A 14343-nucleotide genomic window follows, 5' to 3' on the forward strand; every position below is an offset into this window, starting at 1 on the left:
GGCGCAGGAGGAGTCAATAGCGGGCTATTGACGACGAGTGCAACGCCGGCAGGCAGAAAAAGACGCGATCTCATGGTGCGTTATGGGTTGGGATTGGTATAAGCCCGTTACCTGATCTTCAATGGGGCGACAGGCACTTTCTCACCGTCTGTCGCGCTCTTCCCTGTTTCCCATTTTGTTTGCCATTCTGCGGTGTTGCAGCGTCGCACTATTGCAGTACTACAGAGTTATGCCGCGGCACGCCCCGCCGATGCAAGCCATTGCTCTATACTGTTCTGTTCCGGCCCATGCTCTTTCACATCGATTGCAGTCCATCATTCCGACCGGAAAGGACAACGACATACTATGTCTAATTTCAATAAGATTCTGGAAACACCCGAAGAAACCGAAGCGGCATTTTATGAAGCCATCAGCCGTGCCGACGTCGATGCCGTCATGGCGTTGTGGGCAGATGAGGAAGACATCGTCTGCATCCATCCCGGCGCTCCGCGCCTGGTCGGCCATGCATCGATCCGTGCCGCGTGGGAATCGATTTTTGAACAGGGCGGGGTCCATATCCGCCCGGTGCAACTGCATGTGACACAAAACATGATGACCTCGGTGCACAACATCATCGAGGAAGTCCATCGCACCGTGTCGCGGCAGCAGGACATCCATATCCTCGCGACCAATGTCTACGTCAAGACGCATGCGGGATGGCGCATCGTGACCCATCATGCATCGGTCGTACCCGGCGAGGCACCGAGCGATATTTCCGTGAGCGCGCTGCTGCACTGATTCGACATGCAATACACCGCTCCTTCGTGGCTTCCCGGCGGCCACCTGCAAACCATCTATCCGGCGAAATGCATCCCCAAGCCGAAGGTTGCGTATCGACGCGAACGCTGGCCCACGCCGGACGGCGATTTTATCGACATCGACTTCGTCGACGGCAAACCGGGACAGCCCTTCGTCGTACTGTTTCATGGCTTGGAAGGCTCGTCGGATAGCCACTACGCCCGCGCGCTGATGGCGCAGGTTGCCGCACTGGGCTGGTCCGGGGCGGTGCCGCATTTTCGCGGTTGCTCGGGCGAGCTGAACCATGCGCCCCGCTTCTATCATTCCGGCGATGCGAGCGAAGTCGAGTGGATCATCCGGCGTCTGCACGCCATGCGCAGTACAGCGCATCCGGGGGCAAAATTCTATGCGACCGGGGTATCGCTCGGCGGCAATGCGCTGTTGCGCTGGCTGGGCGAATCGCAACATCTGGCCAGGATTGTCGACGCCGCCTGCGCCGTCTCGGCACCGCTCGACCTGGCTGGCGGTGGTGCTGCGTTGTCGCGTGGCTTTAACATGATTTACACCCGCGTCTTCCTTGAAACGCTCAAGCCGAAATGCGTACAGAAGCTGCTGCAGTTTCCCGGTCTGTTTGATAAAGACACGATGCTTCGTGCGCGCAATCTTTACGAATTCGACAATATCGTGACGGCGCCATTGCACGGCTTTCGTGATACCGATGACTACTGGCATCGTGCCAGCGCCAAACACGTATTGTCGGACATTACCGTGCCGACCCTGGTGCTGAATGCAAAGAACGATCCCTTCCTTCCTGCACATCATTTGCCACAATCGGCATCGCCCAGCGTCACGCTCGAGTATCCTGAACATGGCGGCCACGTCGGCTTTGCCGTTGGCGGGCCGCCCGGCAAGCTCGATTGGCTGCCCCGGCGCGTGATCGACTTTCTGCAAGCGGCCTAGCGTGACCACTGCACCGCCATCGAAAGGAGCGAGACATGGATGAAATCGTCAAACAGGCAATGGCAAAATGGCCGAACGTGCCGCATTGCTATGGCTGGCTTGGCCTGGATGCCCGTGGCGTATGGCGCATGCGGGATGAACGCGCGCAGACCTTACAGCTTCCCGGCGACAAGATTGCCAATGCCGCGCTGCTGGGTTTTATCAATCGCAATTACACGCATGACGACAAGGGGCGCTGGTATTTCCAGAACGGACCGCAACGCGTCTATGTGAATCTTGAAGCGACTCCCTATATCGCCCGTACCGATCCGGCGCAAGGCTTCCTGCTGCAAACAGGGGATCCGCTCGCGACGATTAACGAAGCATGGCTTACCGAAGGCGGCCAGCTGGTACTGCGCAGCGGAGAAAAGATTGCGCTGGTGGACGATCGCGACATGGCGCAATGTCTGCCGCAATTGCAGCTGGATGGCGGCCCCGTCGGCGATGAGCAATTGCTTGCCTGGATTGAAGGCGAAGGCAAGTCTGGCAAACTTAATTTCGACTATGCCGGCGGCCGCATCGATGTTGGTTACATCAGGCGGGAAGCGCTCGCCGAGCGTTTCCGTTTCGTGACGGCGCCGCAGCCCGATGCGGCATCGGCTTGATCGCAGGTATCAGATAGCCGAATTGAATTAGTTCAACATCGCCAGCGCTCCTAGAGCGGATTCCATCGTGTGTACTGTCGCCTCGGTCCGCCTTGACGCGCAGGACGGCGTTGCTTGTCGCTTGTGTGGCCCGCCACACGGCACTTCGCGCGCCTTGTCCTGATGAAATCCGCTCTAGCGCTCGCGGGCTTCCTTCATTTCTTCCATCCACCGTGCTTTCAATTCCCGTTCACGCGCATCGATGACAGCCTGATCGTAGAACGAGGCGTCCGGCGAACGGCGCGCAATACCAAGCTGATCAATCGCGGCCGGCATGGCGCCATTGATTGCATAGGCTTCGGCAAGCGCCAGATGTTGCAGTGCCTGTCTGCCTTGTGCTGCATATGCCTGGGCGAGCTTGTCCTGCAGTTTGGCATCGCTACGGTAGAGCTGAACCTGGTCGCGCAGGTAGTCAACCGCATCGTTATTGCGCCCCGCACGCATCAACGCGTCGGCATATTGCCGGGCGATGCCTCGTGATATGGGGAACTTCGATCGTGCCGCATCCGCTTCCTTCAACGCGCCATTGACATCGTTGGCGGCCAGTTTGACGTCAATGGTTAAACTGGCGAGCACCGGGCTTTGGACCGGCGCTCCTGCGCCCTGCGCAGCCGCGTAGGTTTCCTGCAGCAGACTCTGCGCCTTGGGCACGTTGCCTTGTCGGAGGGCGATCACCGCCTGGCCATATTTTGCGCCCATGACTTGCATACGCGTCTTCAACTGCAGCTGGTTATTAAACGCTTCCGATGCAATGCGCAAACCTTGCGGGGATAGATCTTGCAGGACGCGTAAGCGTGCGCGGATCAGATGGAAATCGATACTGTCTGCACGTTGTTTATAACGTTGGCCACGCGTACGGGCTTCAATGTCGGCCATCCGTTCGGTGGTCAGCGGGTGCGATCGCAGATAAGCAGGCGCGGAGTCCGTATACGACCGCGTGGCATTCTGCATCCGCCCAAAAAAGGCGATCATTCCCGATGTATCGTAGCCGGCATCACGCAGGATCTGCAGGCCGACGCGGTCGGCTTCGCGTTCTGCATCCCGGCTGAAATTGAGCTGCCGTTGAATCGCAATGCCCTGCCCGCCCATCATCAAGGCAGCCGAGGTATCGGGACTGGATCGCGCCGCCAACGCAGCGAGCAACACCGCCGCCAGCGGAATCAAGGCATCCTGCTTCTGCTTGCCCAGCATCCGCGCGATATGCCGCTGCGCCACGTGGCCGACTTCATGCGCCATGACCGATGCCAGCTCCGATTCGTTCTGCGCCGCAAGCACCAGGGCGGAATGCACGCCAATAAAACCACCAGGCAAGGCGAACGCATTCAACATCGGATCCCGGACTGCAAAAAACTCAAAGTCGTAGAGCGCTTCGCCGCGCGCCTCCGGCTGGACAGCCAACAGGGTTGCGCCGAAATTGTTCAGGTACTCCGACACCGGATCGTCATCCAGAAAGTCACGATCGCGCCGGATTTCCCGCATGATCTGTTCACCGAGCTTGCGTTCCATTAACGGCGACAGCGCTTCCCGTTCGGTATCGCCGAGGCTGGGCAGATTCTGGCCATGTGCAGCAACAGGAAACCAGGCCGTCGGCATGCCAATGGACGCCGCCAGCGTCACTGCCATCACCGAACGTGCCAACCGGTATCGTTTTGGAAAGAAAAATTTCGATTTCACGGTGCTATGATACCTCGACAGGAATCCTCTTCACTACGGAATCAAGTTTGTTACCTATGGACACAAAAGAACACAAGGATGGCCCGAACGACAACGGTGGGCTGACGCACTTCGATGCAACCGGACAGGCGCATATGGTCGATGTCGGCGGGAAGGACGAGACGCATCGCGTCGCGGTTGCGACTGGGACGATACGGATGAAGCCGGAAACGCTGGTGATTATTCAGTCGGGGACGGCGAAGAAGGGAGACGTGCTGGGGATTGCGCGGATTGCGGCGATTATGGGGGCGAAGAAGACGAGTGATTTGATTCCGTTGTGTCATCCGTTGGCGCTGACGAAGGTGTCGGTGGATTTCGTTTTCGACAATCCGAATTCTTCAATAGATTGTACGGCCCGCGTTGAAACACATGGTAAGACAGGGGTCGAAATGGAAGCGTTGACGGCCGTACAAGTTGGACTTTTAACGATTTACGATATGTGCAAAGCCGTGGATCGGGGCATGGTAATGACGAATGTGCAGGTACTGGTAAAGCAAGGCGGAAAGTCAGGTTATTGGACTACGGACATATAAGCTATTACAGATTTTCAATGGGCCGTTACAACGCCATCGGCATCAGGAGTTTTGTCGTCCCTAGCTATATCGATAATAACGTCCGGCGTTGCTGGATATGCACTTGGTAGTCAATAACTCCACCTCGCACGATCACCCCAAAGTACATGCCTGTCTTCCTAACGTCCTCGCTAACATGTGCGCTACCTATCTGCCTACAGTTCTTAGCTTAATCAATTTCAATTCTAACGCTGGGTTCACCTGCTCAAGCAAGAGCGTTGAAACGCAATTCATTCAAAACCTTACCGCGCTAACACGCAAGATCGACAGCTTTGTTGAGCAGTACAACACTTTGCCGTGACCCTTTGTTTGGATTGCAACCGCCGAATCCATACTCCAAAAGATTCAGCGGCTTTGTAAAGTTATTTCAATGACACCACACTAGTCTAATGTATTGATTTATCGCGTTCAATTTCCATTTCATTTACGTTGAGTATTGCTTGATTCCGCCTTCGCCGTTTGTAGAGTCAAATCTTTAACAAGATCTTCATAGGACAGATATGCGTAAGCAATCTTGAAATGCTTTAACGCCATGTCTTTCTTTTCGGTCCGAAGATACAAGATGCCAAGATTACGGTTGAGCATTCGATTTTGTGGGGCGATCTTCAGGCCATCTTGAAGAACGGATTCCGCCTCGTCATATCGGCGCAGTTTTATAAGAACTGCACCGAGGTTGTTAATCGCAAATGGATCGTTTGGCTTCATGACTGCGCCTGTACGCAAATACGGCTCTGCCCGCTCCGGCAATCCAAGTTCAGACAAACTATTTCCGACTATGATCCATCCGTTAGCATGTTTAGGAGCAGCCAATAAACTTTTGAGACCATATTCAAGACTAATCTCAGCTTGGCCAGCATCTTTGTAAGCTGCTGCCAAATTGCCGACTGCAATTGCTGAATCGGGGTTTTTTAATGCCGTCCAATACCAGAGGCTAACGTTATCATGCCAAACGGCTGCTGTTACTCTAACGTTAGCAAGGCACAATGCGAGTACGGACACAACAAGAGCACCATAAACAATTTTCCGGCCTTTATCGTCGATGGGGCGTATGCGCGCAGTAAATACCGCTCCAGCAATTGCAATCATTGCAAGAGGATATTGCAGAAAACGTTCATGAACGATACTGTCCCCGATAGTAAGCGGAATGACGTTAATAACAGGGAGCATCGAACAGAAGGCAGCGACCCAATACCATAGTTGGAAATTTCCACTTCGAATACCTTGAATTGTTCGAACACCAACCCATAGAATGGTAGCGATTGCCACCCACGCAAGCGGGTCGTTCAAGGTGATTGGAAACTGCTCGTAATGAATTGGTGATAGGGTAATAAAAGGCATAAGTCCAATCAACCCATACCAGCCGACGGACTTCCCAACTAGCAAGAGACGTTGAATTGGTGTACCAACGTCTAAAGGCGAATCAGGCAAATAAAGATAACCAAGTGCAGAATACCGGCAAATTAAATAGACCAGACCTGCTGCAATGATAGCCGTATAAACGTAGAGATCGCCGTTAAGCTTTATGCTGTTTAAATAGCCCCTTATTGAAGTAACTTGATGTCGCCGCATTGCGAGGTGCCAGAAGGGCAAAACGACCCCCATCGCAGCAGCCATTTCTTTAGACAAGGCTGCCAACAAAAATAGTAAGCCAACAACGATAACACGGATAGCCACTTTCTCAATTTTCGCATCGGCGTATAGCAGTGCCAATGAAAAAAACGTCAACATCAAGTCGAATCTACCTGAGATCCATGCCGTGGCCTCAACTGTCGCAGGATGCAATCCATACATGAGCCCAGCGAGTAGCGACACAATTTTACGTCTACTTAATGTAATGTCCTGCTGGAGGCTTAAGACATGCCACACAAGCAAGATTACTAGAATAGTATTTAAAACATGTAGGGTTAAATTTGTCGCATGAAAAGAAAATGGTTGGAGGCCTAAAAAGTATAGCTCTCCAATATAGGACAGTAAGACTAATGGTCGAAAATAGTTAACCGAAACGTCAAAAGGCGACGTCAAGATATCCCACCAGCTATTAGGATCTAAATATTCCGGCTTGAATAAGAATATTTTATCGTCCCATACAAAACCGTTGTATAAGGCTGGCCAATACGCAAATACAGTGCTAATCGAGACGATCACACAAATGACTGTCAAGCTCGTCTTGGTGTTTTGCATTTCTTACCCTAAAAATAAGACGCCCCTCGAAAGGGGCGTGCTCTGCTTTAAAACCTTTTTATTTTATTAGCGGCAGTTTGCAGGCATGAATTTGGCAGGACTACCGGAGCAAGTCCATGTGACCGGCTCGCCGGCTGTCAGGCTAGGACTGAGAGTCAGTGAAGAAGAGCCCGCTGCCGATGTGTACGAGACAGTGATGATGCCACTGTCAGCCAGTGTGATACTGGCGACGTTTGTTGTTGCACTTGGTGCGGTCCAACCGGAAGTCGCGGATGAAAATGTGCCATTAGTTTGGAATGTCTCGGCCACTGCCACCTTAGCAGAAGAAGCTAAGCTGAGCCCTTCAGACACACGTGCACGAATTGTATAGTCTTGATAGGCAGGCAGCGCAACAGCGGCAAGAATACCGATGATCGCTACAACAATCATCAATTCAATCAGCGTAAAGCCGCGCTGAGCTGTCTGCACCATTTTCATAGAATTCATTTTCATCGATTTCATAATTTTCTCCCTTTGAAAGTAGACAGATCGTCTGCCATGTCTTTCGTATCGCAAGGGCTGTGCCAGCAGGAAATATCGATGAAAATGTTGAAAAGGAACAAAAATCGTCACATTCAACATGTGGCCATGTCGCTTCAACTGACAATTTTTGTCAATTCTTGTCTAGATGTGCCAGTTTTAGGTATTTAGGATAGGGCTTAGTAGCTCTGCACTTTTTTAGTTGGGGTAAGCAAGCCTCGCCCTAAGCCAGACAAAACCGCATTTCAATACTGGAAACATTAATCAAATCACCATGTTTCAATATTTCTGGTTTCGGCCCAAGTTGTCGTCCATTGATGGAAGGCGCTTGGCTGCCTTCCATCCGACTCACCATGTACCCGGCCACATCGTGTTTGATAACAACGACATAAGCGCCAGGCAAGCCAATCGTCGTTAGTGGTTTTATAAGAGGAATTTCTTTTTTCCTGAACTGATCATGGAGAATCTCGACTTTGGCGATCGGTCCGTCGTTGAGTCGATTAGTTATATTTTGCGACAAGTTTTCGTCAGGCTGAACGCTGTCATCCTCCGCAAGATAGCGAATCTGGTATTTAGCAAGATTAACAACATCGCGGTCCTGCAAGAAATGCTTCCGTATCGGTTGGCCGTTGATCTGGGTGCCGTTGGTGCTGTTCAGGTCTTCCAGAAAAGCACCGTCCTGGCCAATACCTATCATCGCGTGCTCGGCGCTGATAGCGGGGTGATCAATGACGACATCATTGTGCGGGGCGCGTCCGATGGTCGTGCGCTGTTGCACGAGAGTGAGTTCCCACAGGATCTTTTTACCCAATGACAGAATAATTCTTGGCACACTTTCTCCGGCTGCAATGCAAATATCTTATTAGCAGATTACGACTTCCAGTGCAGCAGTCGACTCAGGATTCCACTTTTTAGCTGCGGAAGTCTTCCGACCTTCGCCAGGATGACGGAAATGTTGTCATGGCCACCGTTGGCGTTTGCCCGTTGAATTAGGGCTTCGCATAAAGTGGGAAGTTCTGCGCCAGACTTCTCGATGATTTCATGAAATTCGTTTGCCCCTAACATGTCGGAAAGCCCATCGGAACAAATTAGGTAGAGATCGCCCTCCTCCACCTGGTGCTCGTGGAGTTCCACCTGCATTCCCGGATCGACGCCAACGGCACGGGTCACCAGGTTACGGTTCTGCGCGTAAGGAGCCCACGCTGGATCAACCAGTCCGGCATCGATCTGCTCCTGCACCAGGGAATGGTCACGGGTGATCTGGACCAGCTCGCCTTGTCGCATTCGGTAGGCACGCGAATCGCCGACATGGGCGACCGTTAATTTATTGCCATGGAAGAGCGCCGCGACGATGGTGGTGCCCATACCGTCATATTGAACATTATCCTGCGCCGCGGTGATGACGGCGGTATTCGCGCGCTGGATTGCCTCAGTGACTAACTGGTGTAAGCGCTGATCACGCTTGCGGCCGGAAAGGTGACTGAGCCCGGTTTCAAGAGCCTGCCGTGTTACCTCAACAGCCATCGAGCTTGCCACCTCTCCGGCGTTATATCCTCCCATCCCGTCCGCCAGAATGGCAAAGCCGTATTCCGGATTGATATGGATCGCGTCTTCATTATGCGATCGCACCATTCCGGTATCGGTCTTTCCAGCGAATTCGAGTTCGAGCTTGTGTGCCATGGGGCGATTATACGTGGGCGACAATATATTGGCGGTAATGCAAGGTGCTGATCAACTCAGTAGTCTGCGGAGATCGATGGAATATCCGCTCGGCAAAGAAAAACGGGGAGCCGAAGCTCCCCGCAGGTACCTGATCTAATTTACCGGCCGGAGCCGGAAGTTTGAGTCAATTACTGAATTACAGCGCAGCTTTCAACAGCTTCGCCATTTCCGACGGATTCTTGGTCACGGTGATACCGCATGCTGCCATGATGTCGAGCTTGGCTTGCGCAGTGTCGTCGCCACCGGAAATCAACGCACCGGCATGGCCCATACGCTTGCCCGGAGGAGCGGTGACGCCGGCGATGAAGCCAATCACTGGCTTCTTCATGTTGTCCTTGATCCAGCGTGCTGCGTTAGCTTCGTCAGGACCGCCGATTTCGCCGATCATGATGACGGCGTCGGTGTCCGGATCGTCGTTGAACATGCGCATGACGTCGATGTGCTTCAGACCGTTGATCGGGTCGCCGCCGATACCGACTGCGGAAGACTGGCCCAGGCCCAGTGCGGTCAGCTGGCCGACTGCTTCATAGGTCAGTGTGCCGGAACGGGATACCACGCCGATACGGCCCTTCTTGTGGATGTGGCCCGGCATGATGCCGATCTTGATTTCGTCCGGCGTGATCAGGCCCGGGCAGTTCGGTCCGAGCAGCAGCGTCTTGCTGCCGGCTTTTGCCATGCGGTCCTTCAGTGCCAGCATGTCACGGACCGGGATGCCTTCGGTGATGCAGATGGCGAGATCGAGTTCGGCTTCAACCGCTTCCCAGATCGCGGCAGCGGCGCCTGCGGGCGGAACGTAGATCACCGAGACAGTTGCACCGGTCTGGTCTTTCGCTTCCTTGACGTTCGCGAAAATGGGGATGCCTTCGAAATCTTCGCCAGCCTTTTTCGGGTTTACGCCGGCGACGAACGCGTTCTTGCCGTTAGCATAGTCGCGGCACATGCGGGTGTGGAACTGGCCGGTCTTGCCGGTGATGCCTTGCGTGATGACTTTGGTGTCTTTATTGATCAGAATCGACATTTATCTTCCCTCGATTATTTACCGTTGGCCGCAGCAACGACTTTCTGCGCGGCTTCTTCCATCGTGTCGGCCGAGATGATCGGCAGGCCGGAGTCGGCCAGCATCTTCTTGCCGAGGTCTTCGTTGGTACCCTTCATGCGCACGACGAGCGGCACCTTGAGGGAAACGGCCTTGGATGCGGTGATCACGCCTTCGGCGATCACGTCGCAGCGCATGATGCCGCCGAAGATGTTGACCAGGATGGCCTTGAGGCCCGGGTTCTTCAGCATGATCTTGAATGCTTCGGTCACCTTCTCTGCCGTGGCGCCGCCGCCGACGTCGAGGAAGTTGGCCGGCTCGCCGCCGAACAGTTTGATGGTGTCCATCGTGGCCATTGCCAGGCCTGCGCCGTTCACGAGGCAGCCGATGTTGCCGTCGAGGGAGATGTAGGCGAGGTCGAACTTCGATGCTTCCACTTCAGCCGGATCTTCTTCGTCGAGGTCACGCATGGCGACGATCTCGGGCTGACGGAACAGCGCGTTGGAGTCGAAGTTGAACTTGGCGTCGAGGGCGATGACCTTGCCGTCGCCGGTCAGGATCAGCGGGTTGATTTCGGCCAGCGAGGAATCGGTTTCCCAGTAGGCTTTGTACAGGCCTTGCAGCTGCTTGCGTGCGTCGGCGATCGAGCCGGCCGGCACACCGATCTTGGCGGAGATCGAGTCGGCGTCGGCATCGGTCAGACCGGTTGCCGGATCGATGACGACCTTGTGGATGAGTTCAGGGTGCTTCTCGGCGACTTCTTCGATGTCCATACCGCCTTCGCTGGAGGCCATCAGGACGACGCGCTGGCTGGTACGGTCGGTCACCATACTGACGTACAGTTCCTTCTTGATGTCTGCGCCATCTTCGATCAGCAGGCGACGGACCTTCTGGCCTTCCGGACCGGTCTGGTGCGTGACGAGCTGCATACCCATGATCGCTTCCGCGTATTCCTTGACTTGCTCGAGCGACTTGGCAACCTTGACGCCGCCGCCCTTGCCGCGGCCGCCCGCGTGGATCTGAGCCTTGACGACCCACACCGGGCCTCCAAGAGTTTCGGCCGCCTTGACCGCTTCTTCAACGGAAAAGCACGGGATACCGCGCGGAACCGTCACTCCGTACTTACGGAGGATTTCTTTGCCCTGATACTCATGGATTTTCATGCGAGCTTCCCTTCAGACGCTTAGTAAAAATAACCTTGTTGGAATTAACTGGATTCGGATACTGCTTGTGGTTTAACCGCCCAGCGCGGGTAATACTTGGCAACCGCTTCGCCGTCAGTGCGCAGTGCATGGCAGCGGTCGAGTTGGAATGGCTTGTGTGCCTGCTCATCGGTCGCGGCACCGTCGCGGGTATCGAAGACATCGCCTGCGAAGGCCTGAATCGCAGCAGTCGGCAAAACCTGCGCCAGTTCGGTCAGATGCGTGCAACCATTGGTGCCGGACAAACGTTGTTTGACGCCGTCACGGAAACCTTTCATCAGGTTCAGGCCGATCAGTTTTTTATAGTCGGGGCCAATGGTGTCGCAATGTCCGGGATACGGCACCGCGTCGGACACCGCTTCAGCATCAACGACATTTAACTGGAGATCAATGGTAAGGCGCAGCCAGAGACTGTGGATTGGCTCACCCGCAGGGCGTATGCCTGAAGCCAGCTTGCTATCGCGTGTCTTGGTGTCTGAAATGTGCGCGTCGATGTCCCACAAACCGTCGTCGCGTGCGAAAGCTTCGATCTGGATTGCGCGGGTGTGCTTGAGGGCACGGCGTGAGGACGGCGGAGATAAGGGCATAAAGACCAATGCCTGTGAAGCGGCAAAATAAAAGCCGCATTTGCGTGTCGCTGTCGCAGTTTCTACGACAGCAGCCGCTCATGCGGCGCTGCAAAAACCACGAAAGTGTAGCACAGGTCATTGGCGCATAGCCATCGCGACATTTCCATGCATGAAAAAGGGACGGAAATGCTTATATGGCTAGAAAGTACGTGTACAACAAGAAATTTATGGGCGACCTGCAGACATTCTCTAAAGACATTCAAGAATTTTATTTCTTGATCTTCTGTTTTGTTATAACAGCAACGGAATTAAAGACCGCATTCAGGATGGGTCTTCATCGGCTTCGGCCCGACGAATCGCCGTCTGAATCGCTGAGTGCGAAAAACCACGCTGCTGGAGGAATCGCATTTGTTTGGCCCGCTCGGCAGCGTCAACCGGGGGCTGCTTAAAACGCTTGCGCCAGACTTCAGTGGCACGTGATGCTTCGTCCTGAGAGAGTGTCGCCTTAATGTCGCTGAGTGCTTCGCCAGCTATGCCGTGGGTCTGCAATTCGGAAAGGATGCGTGTATTGCCAAAGCGGGAGGCTCGACGATGCACGAGGGATTCGGAAAAACGGGTTTGGGAAAGGAATTTGGAAGCTTCAAGCCAGTCGAGCAATGCTTCGACATCGTCGCTTTCCTGCGCGTAGCGGGACAATTTGCGGCCAAGCTCAAGCCGACTGTGCTCACGTGTGGATAAATACTTCAGAGCCCGCGCCTTCAGGCTCATTTGCAACTTTGCCATGGTGTGTCACTTGAAAATTATCACCAGCCTCCGTAAAACCGGAGTCCGGGAACGTATCGTCCTGCGGCTCGCGACCCACAGGGCATGCATACATGTCGCCGAGTATTCGATGAAGGCATGTCACTCGCGTGACATTCTTAAGTTGCAAGTTGCGATGCCCTCACATTCATCCTGGTGAAATATTCCGGCTTCCGGCGCGGGCTCTTTCACGTGAAGTAAGCTAATACAAAACTAGTAGATGATGCGCGGAGCAGGCCAACGGCACCTGCCCGCTTGTACCGATGTTGACCGGACCTTACTCGGAATCGGTTGCGGATGCCGTTGCTGCCGGCACTGCCTGTCCGGGTGGCAATTCGGGAACGCCAAGCGATGCACGCACCTTGTTTTCGATCTCACGCGCCAATTGCGGATGCTCTTTCAGGAAGTTACGCGCATTGTCCTTGCCCTGGCCAATACGTTCGCCGTTATAGCTGTACCAGGCGCCGGCCTTTTCCACGATCTTCGCTTCCGAACCGAGGTCAAGGATTTCACCTTCACGGGATGTGCCTTCGCCATAAAGAATGTCGAAGTGCGCTTCGCGGAACGGAGGAGCAACCTTGTTCTTGACGACTTTGACCTTGGTTTCGTTACCGATGACTTCATCGCCGGACTTGATCGAGCCGGTACGGCGAATGTCCAGACGCACGGACGCGTAGAACTTGAGCGCATTACCACCGGTAGTCGTTTCCGGGTTGCCGAACATAACGCCGATCTTCATACGGATCTGGTTAATGAAGATCACCAGCGTATTGGTGCGGTTGATGCTGCCGGTCAGTTTACGCAGCGCCTGGGACATCAGACGTGCCTGCAAACCTGGCAGGGAATCACCCATGTCGCCTTCGATTTCAGCGCGCGGCGTCAGGGCTGCCACGGAGTCGACGACCACCAGGTCCACACTGCCGGAACGTACCAGCGCATCGCAGATTTCCAGTGCCTGTTCGCCGGTATCTGGCTGCGAAATCAGCAACTCAGACAGGTTCACCCCAAGCTTCTGTGCATACCCGACGTCCAGTGCGTGCTCAGCATCGATAAATGCGCAGGTGCCGCCGATTTTTTGCATTTCTGCGATGGCTTGCAGAGTCAGTGTCGTTTTACCCGAGGATTCCGGGCCGTAGATTTCCACTACACGGCCACGCGGCAGACCACCGACGCCGAGAGCGATATCCAGGCCCAGGGAACCCGTCGACACAACCTGCACTTCTTCCGCAACCGCGCCGTCCACCATGCGCATCACGGAACCCTTGCCAAACTGCTTTTCAATCTGCGCCAGCGCCGCCGCAAGTGCCTTGCTCTTTTCGGGATTTTGCGCTGCTTTCTTTTCGTCCATAACGGTATTCTTTCGACGGTTGGTTATTAAGTGATTGGCGAGTCTTCCATCTGGAGGCGCCTTTCAACGTCACAAGGCATACTGTATAAAAAAACAGTGATTGATGCAAGCATCATTTTCCATTGACGACAATCTTTATTAAGATGGTACTAGAGTGCAAAGTATCGGGATGGACAGGCTCCAAAATCGGACCGCTGTAAAGCGTGTATTAATTCAGTAGCAGTTGCGCGGTTAGGAAATCGTTGCCTTGCTGCTATTGA

14 protein-coding genes are annotated in these 14343 nt (G+C 54.2%); 4 read left to right on the forward strand and 10 right to left on the reverse strand.

Going from position 1 to position 14343, the window contains the following annotated elements:
• Positions 1-345 precede the first annotated feature (345 nt).
• Genes ASE07_RS16145 through ASE07_RS16155 form a run of 3 tightly spaced genes read left to right on the forward strand, consistent with a single transcriptional unit; the run spans position 346 to position 2381 of the window.
• Positions 346-777: a YybH family protein gene (locus ASE07_RS16145; protein WP_057291864.1), complete on the forward strand. Its 432-nt coding sequence runs from the start codon at positions 346-348 to the stop codon at positions 775-777.
• 6 nt (positions 778-783) lie between these two features.
• The gene (locus ASE07_RS16150) at positions 784-1737 is read left to right on the forward strand and encodes a YheT family hydrolase (protein WP_057291865.1); all 954 of its coding nucleotides are present in this window, start codon (positions 784-786) and stop codon (positions 1735-1737) included.
• A gap of 35 nt (positions 1738-1772) precedes the next feature.
• Positions 1773-2381 carry a DUF2946 family protein gene (locus ASE07_RS16155; protein WP_057291866.1) on the forward strand — a complete coding sequence of 203 codons (609 nt, stop codon included), beginning with the start codon at positions 1773-1775 and terminating at the stop codon, positions 2379-2381.
• A 174-nt stretch (positions 2382-2555) separates the two neighbouring features.
• On the opposite strand, the gene ASE07_RS16160 is transcribed toward ASE07_RS16155, so the two are convergent.
• A complete protein-coding gene (locus ASE07_RS16160; RefSeq protein WP_235548495.1) occupies positions 2556-4013 on the reverse strand; it encodes a M48 family metalloprotease in 1458 nt (485 codons plus the stop codon).
• Positions 4014-4150: 137 nt separating this feature from the next.
• Between ASE07_RS16160 and moaC the strand changes: the two genes are divergently transcribed.
• On the forward strand, positions 4151-4666 hold the full coding sequence (moaC, locus tag ASE07_RS16165; RefSeq protein ID WP_057291868.1) for a cyclic pyranopterin monophosphate synthase MoaC: 516 nt from the start codon (positions 4151-4153) through the stop codon (positions 4664-4666).
• A 459-nt stretch (positions 4667-5125) separates the two neighbouring features.
• On the opposite strand, the gene ASE07_RS16170 is transcribed toward moaC, so the two are convergent.
• The 9 genes from ASE07_RS16170 to recA all read right to left on the reverse strand — a co-directional run bounded on the left by ASE07_RS16170 (position 5126) and on the right by recA (position 14083).
• On the reverse strand, positions 5126-6886 hold the full coding sequence (locus ASE07_RS16170; RefSeq protein ID WP_156396691.1) for a tetratricopeptide repeat protein: 1761 nt from the start codon (positions 6884-6886) through the stop codon (positions 5126-5128).
• Positions 6887-6952: 66 nt separating this feature from the next.
• Positions 6953-7387, reverse strand: coding sequence for a pilin (locus ASE07_RS16175; protein WP_327196056.1), 435 nt, complete (start codon positions 7385-7387; stop codon positions 6953-6955).
• 241 nt (positions 7388-7628) lie between these two features.
• On the reverse strand, positions 7629-8237 hold the full coding sequence (locus ASE07_RS16180; protein ID WP_057291871.1) for an FHA domain-containing protein: 609 nt from the start codon (positions 8235-8237) through the stop codon (positions 7629-7631).
• Positions 8238-8275: 38 nt separating this feature from the next.
• Entirely contained in the window at positions 8276-9085 is an 810-nt protein-coding gene (locus ASE07_RS16185) for a Stp1/IreP family PP2C-type Ser/Thr phosphatase (protein ID WP_057291872.1), read from the reverse strand.
• Between the two features lie 178 nt (positions 9086-9263).
• Positions 9264-10145 carry a succinate--CoA ligase subunit alpha gene (gene sucD / locus ASE07_RS16190; RefSeq protein WP_057291873.1) on the reverse strand — a complete coding sequence of 294 codons (882 nt, stop codon included), beginning with the start codon at positions 10143-10145 and terminating at the stop codon, positions 9264-9266.
• Between the two features lie 14 nt (positions 10146-10159).
• Entirely contained in the window at positions 10160-11326 is a 1167-nt protein-coding gene (gene sucC, locus ASE07_RS16195; protein WP_057291874.1) for an ADP-forming succinate--CoA ligase subunit beta, read from the reverse strand.
• Positions 11327-11370: 44 nt separating this feature from the next.
• Positions 11371-11952, reverse strand: coding sequence for a DUF2889 domain-containing protein (locus ASE07_RS16200; protein WP_057291875.1), 582 nt, complete (start codon positions 11950-11952; stop codon positions 11371-11373).
• A gap of 303 nt (positions 11953-12255) precedes the next feature.
• Entirely contained in the window at positions 12256-12717 is a 462-nt protein-coding gene (gene recX, locus ASE07_RS16205) for a recombination regulator RecX (RefSeq protein WP_057291876.1), read from the reverse strand.
• Positions 12718-13012: 295 nt separating this feature from the next.
• Positions 13013-14083: a recombinase RecA gene (gene recA, locus ASE07_RS16210; protein ID WP_057291877.1), complete on the reverse strand. Its 1071-nt coding sequence runs from the start codon at positions 14081-14083 to the stop codon at positions 13013-13015.
• Between the last annotated feature and the right edge of the window lie 260 nt (positions 14084-14343).

Source organism: Noviherbaspirillum sp. Root189, assembly GCF_001428545.1.
Taxonomy (GTDB): domain Bacteria; phylum Pseudomonadota; class Gammaproteobacteria; order Burkholderiales; family Burkholderiaceae_D; genus Noviherbaspirillum.

Excerpts from the sequence above, each read along its gene's own strand:
- sucD (WP_057291873.1), bottom strand. The coding sequence starts at position 10,145 with ATGTCGATTCTGATCAATAAAGACACCAAAGTCATCACGCAAGGCATC.
- ASE07_RS16185 (WP_057291872.1), bottom strand. The coding sequence starts at position 9,085 with ATGGCACACAAGCTCGAACTCGAATTCGCTGGAAAGACCGATACCGGA.
- moaC (WP_057291868.1), top strand. The coding sequence starts at position 4,151 with ATGGACACAAAAGAACACAAGGATGGCCCGAACGACAACGGTGGGCTG.
- recX (WP_057291876.1), bottom strand. The coding sequence starts at position 12,717 with ATGGCAAAGTTGCAAATGAGCCTGAAGGCGCGGGCTCTGAAGTATTTA.
- recA (WP_057291877.1), bottom strand. The coding sequence starts at position 14,083 with ATGGACGAAAAGAAAGCAGCGCAAAATCCCGAAAAGAGCAAGGCACTT.
- ASE07_RS16170 (WP_156396691.1), bottom strand. The coding sequence starts at position 6,886 with ATGCAAAACACCAAGACGAGCTTGACAGTCATTTGTGTGATCGTCTCG.
- ASE07_RS16145 (WP_057291864.1), top strand. The coding sequence starts at position 346 with ATGTCTAATTTCAATAAGATTCTGGAAACACCCGAAGAAACCGAAGCG.
- ASE07_RS16155 (WP_057291866.1), top strand. The coding sequence starts at position 1,773 with ATGGATGAAATCGTCAAACAGGCAATGGCAAAATGGCCGAACGTGCCG.
- ASE07_RS16150 (WP_057291865.1), top strand. The coding sequence starts at position 784 with ATGCAATACACCGCTCCTTCGTGGCTTCCCGGCGGCCACCTGCAAACC.
- sucC (WP_057291874.1), bottom strand. The coding sequence starts at position 11,326 with ATGAAAATCCATGAGTATCAGGGCAAAGAAATCCTCCGTAAGTACGGA.
- ASE07_RS16160 (WP_235548495.1), bottom strand. The coding sequence starts at position 4,013 with ATGCCGACGGCCTGGTTTCCTGTTGCTGCACATGGCCAGAATCTGCCC.
- ASE07_RS16200 (WP_057291875.1), bottom strand. The coding sequence starts at position 11,952 with ATGCCCTTATCTCCGCCGTCCTCACGCCGTGCCCTCAAGCACACCCGC.
- ASE07_RS16175 (WP_327196056.1), bottom strand. The coding sequence starts at position 7,387 with ATGAAATCGATGAAAATGAATTCTATGAAAATGGTGCAGACAGCTCAG.